This is a genomic window from Monashia sp. HAY1-2A (assembly GCF_056755315.1).
The window spans coordinates 1-2,886 of the sequence record NZ_JBNDHY010000259.1 but is presented as its reverse complement, the minus strand read 5'-3'; the positions used below and the strand labels follow the sequence as shown (position 1 = coordinate 2,886).

Annotated in this window: 2 protein-coding genes; one reads left to right on the top strand and one right to left on the bottom strand. The window is 68.0% G+C overall.

Features of this window, described 5'->3' with window-relative positions; translation table 11 throughout:
* Positions 1–75: 75 nt before the first annotated feature.
* Complete coding sequence (locus ACPYOM_RS21490; RefSeq protein WP_481342533.1) at positions 76–1,386, bottom strand: sugar ABC transporter substrate-binding protein; 1,311 nt, start codon at positions 1,384–1,386, stop codon at positions 76–78.
* Positions 1,387–1,697: 311 nt separating this feature from the next.
* On the opposite strand from ACPYOM_RS21490, the gene ACPYOM_RS21485 reads away from it, so the two are divergent.
* Entirely contained in the window at positions 1,698–2,801 is a 1,104-nt protein-coding gene (locus ACPYOM_RS21485; protein WP_481342534.1) for an ABC transporter ATP-binding protein, read from the top strand.
* Positions 2,802–2,886 lie beyond the last annotated feature (85 nt).

Sequence of the window (2,886 nt, the reverse complement as noted above, 5' to 3'; positions counted from 1 at the left end):
GGGCTCGGAGATGTGTATAAGAGACAGGCCCCGGCCACCGCCCGCGGTGGGTACGACGTCAGGTCGACGCGGGCGTCAGCCCTTCTTGATGTTGGCGACGATCTCCTTCGCGGCGGCGGCGAAGCGCTCCTGCGCGCCGGCCTTGCCGGAGATGACGTCCGCACCGGCCTGGCCCAGCGGGCCCCACACGGAGTTCATGGCGGGGATGTTCGGCATCGGCAGGGCACCCTGGCCGGCCTCGAACCACGCCTTGACGTCGGGGTCGCTCGCCGCGACCTGCTGGTAGGCCTCGGTCAGGGCCGGCGGGCGGTGGCCGACGTTGAACAGGTCGACCTGGAGGTCCTTGTTCGGGACGTACTTGGTGACGAACTCCTCCGCGAAGGCCTTGTTCTTGGCCTTGGCCGAGACGTAGAACATCTGGACGCCGAGGAACGGCTCCATCTTCTTGCCGCCGATCGTCGGCAGCGGCGAGATGGCGTACTTGATGCCGGCCTTCTTGGCCTTGTCGATGGCCCACGGGCCGGTGATGTAGTACGGGTACTTGCCCGAGTCGAAGAGCGCGTCGGCGTTGGTGCCGTCGACGTTCGTCGTCAGGACCTTCTCCTTGCCGAGCTTCGCGAGCTGCTCGGCGCCCTGGATCGAGCCGGCGTTGTCGACGATGACCTTGTTGGGGTCGTAGTCGCCGTTGTCCTTCTGCGCGAAGATGCCGCCGCCGAAGGCCTTGAGGTACGGGTAGGTGTAGTACGCGTTGCCGACCTTGGAGACCTCCTGCACGACGGTCCCGTCGGCCTTGCCGGCCGCCTTGAGCTCCTTGCCCTTGGCGACCATCTCCTCGTAGGTCTTCGGGGCATCGGGCGCGAGGGCGGTGTTGCGCACGACGCCGATGTTCTCGACGGCGTAGGGCACGCCGTAGATCTGGCCGTTGAACTTCGTGGCCGCCATGGCGTCCTTGGAGAACTTGGCCTGCAGGTCGCTCGAGAGGTTGATCGGCGACACCGCGTTGTTCTGGACGAGCTCGCCGAGCCAGTCGTGCGCGCCGACGATGACGTCCGGGCCCTTGCCCGCGTTCGTGGCGTCCTTGAAGTTGGCGCGGACGTCGGGGGCCACCTGGACGGCCACCTTGATGCCCTGCTCCTGGCCGAACATGTCCGCGTACTTCTTGATCGCCGCGGCACGGTCGTTGTCGGTCCAGATCACGAGGTCGACCGACGCGTCACGGACCGGGGCGGCCGTGGTGTTCGACGGGGCGGGGGCCGCGGACGAGGTCGTCGTCGAGCTCGAGCCTCCCGCGGTGTTCGTCGTGGTGGGGGTGGAACCACCACAGGCGCTGAGGGCCAGGGCGGCAACACCCGTGACGGCGACAGCGCCGAACGCACGCTTGTGCATGGATTCTCCTTTGAAGCCTGGTGGCACACGCCGCCACCGGTGGCGCAGACCATAGCAAGAAGTTGCAGCGATCTTTCCATCCACTTGCAGCAAGATCTTGCAACGATCGGGACACGATTCCTGGACACCGCGCTCGCCGGCCCTCGGCTGCGCTCGGGGTACGACGGGCCGGCGCCGGCCGTCCGGGGTGAGCCAGGGGTGGTCACCACGGCGGGCATGCGGCAGGATGGCGGTGCCTGCCCGCCCGGGCGGCAGCCCTTTACAACGGATCGTCCGGCACGTTCCTGCCGGTGAAGGAAGGCAAAGAAGCCATGGCAACAGTGACGTTCGACAACGCGACGCGTCAGTACCCGGGAAACCCGGTGCCGTCCGTCGACAAGCTCAACATCGACATCGCGGACGGTGAGTTCCTCGTCCTCGTCGGACCCTCCGGGTGCGGCAAGTCCACCTCGCTGCGCATGCTCGCCGGCCTCGAGGAGGTCAACGGCGGCCGCATCCTCATCGGTGACCGCGACGTGACGAACCTGTCCCCCAAGGACCGCGACGTCGCGATGGTGTTCCAGAACTACGCGCTCTACCCGCACATGACGGTCGCGGACAACATGGGCTTCGCGCTCAAGATCGCCGGCGTCGACAAGGCCGAGATCCGCAAGCGCGTCGACGAGGCCGCCAAGATCCTCGACCTCGAGCCGTACCTCGACCGCAAGCCGAAGGCCCTCTCCGGTGGCCAGCGCCAGCGCGTCGCCATGGGCCGCGCCATCGTCCGCTCGCCCCAGGTGTTCCTCATGGACGAGCCGCTGTCGAACCTCGACGCCAAGCTCCGGGTGCAGACCCGCACGCAGATCGCCTCGCTCCAGCGGCGTCTCGGCGTCACGACGGTGTACGTCACGCACGACCAGATCGAGGCCATGACGATGGGCGACCGCGTCGCGGTCCTCAAGGACGGCATCCTCCAGCAGTGCGACACCCCGCGCCGGATGTACGACCACCCCGCCAACGTCTTCGTCGCCGGCTTCATCGGGTCTCCGGCCATGAACCTGCTCGATGTCCCGCTGACCGAGTCGGGCGCCGACTTCGGTGGCCACGCGGTGCCGATCGAGCGGGGCCTGCTCGGCGGCGTCGGGAAGCACATCACGATGGGCGTCCGCCCGGAGGACCTCGAGGTGGCCGAGGACGGCGCGGGCCTGGCTGTCACCGTCGACGTCGTCGAGGAGCTCGGCGCCGACGCGTACATCTACGGCTCGACCAAGGCCCACCAGATCGACATCGAGGGCGACGAGGAGTCGGGCAAGCCGTTCATCGCCCGCGTCGACGGTCGCCGTCCCCCGGAGAAGGGCCAGGTCCTGCACCTCAAGCCCAAGCAGGGTCACGTCCACCTGTTCAACCCGGAGTCGGGCGAGCGCATCGGGGACTGAGCACGACGCGCCAACGGCACACGCCGCCGGGCCGGCACCCCTCTCGGGCTGTCTCTTATACACATCTGACGCTGCCGACGACGGA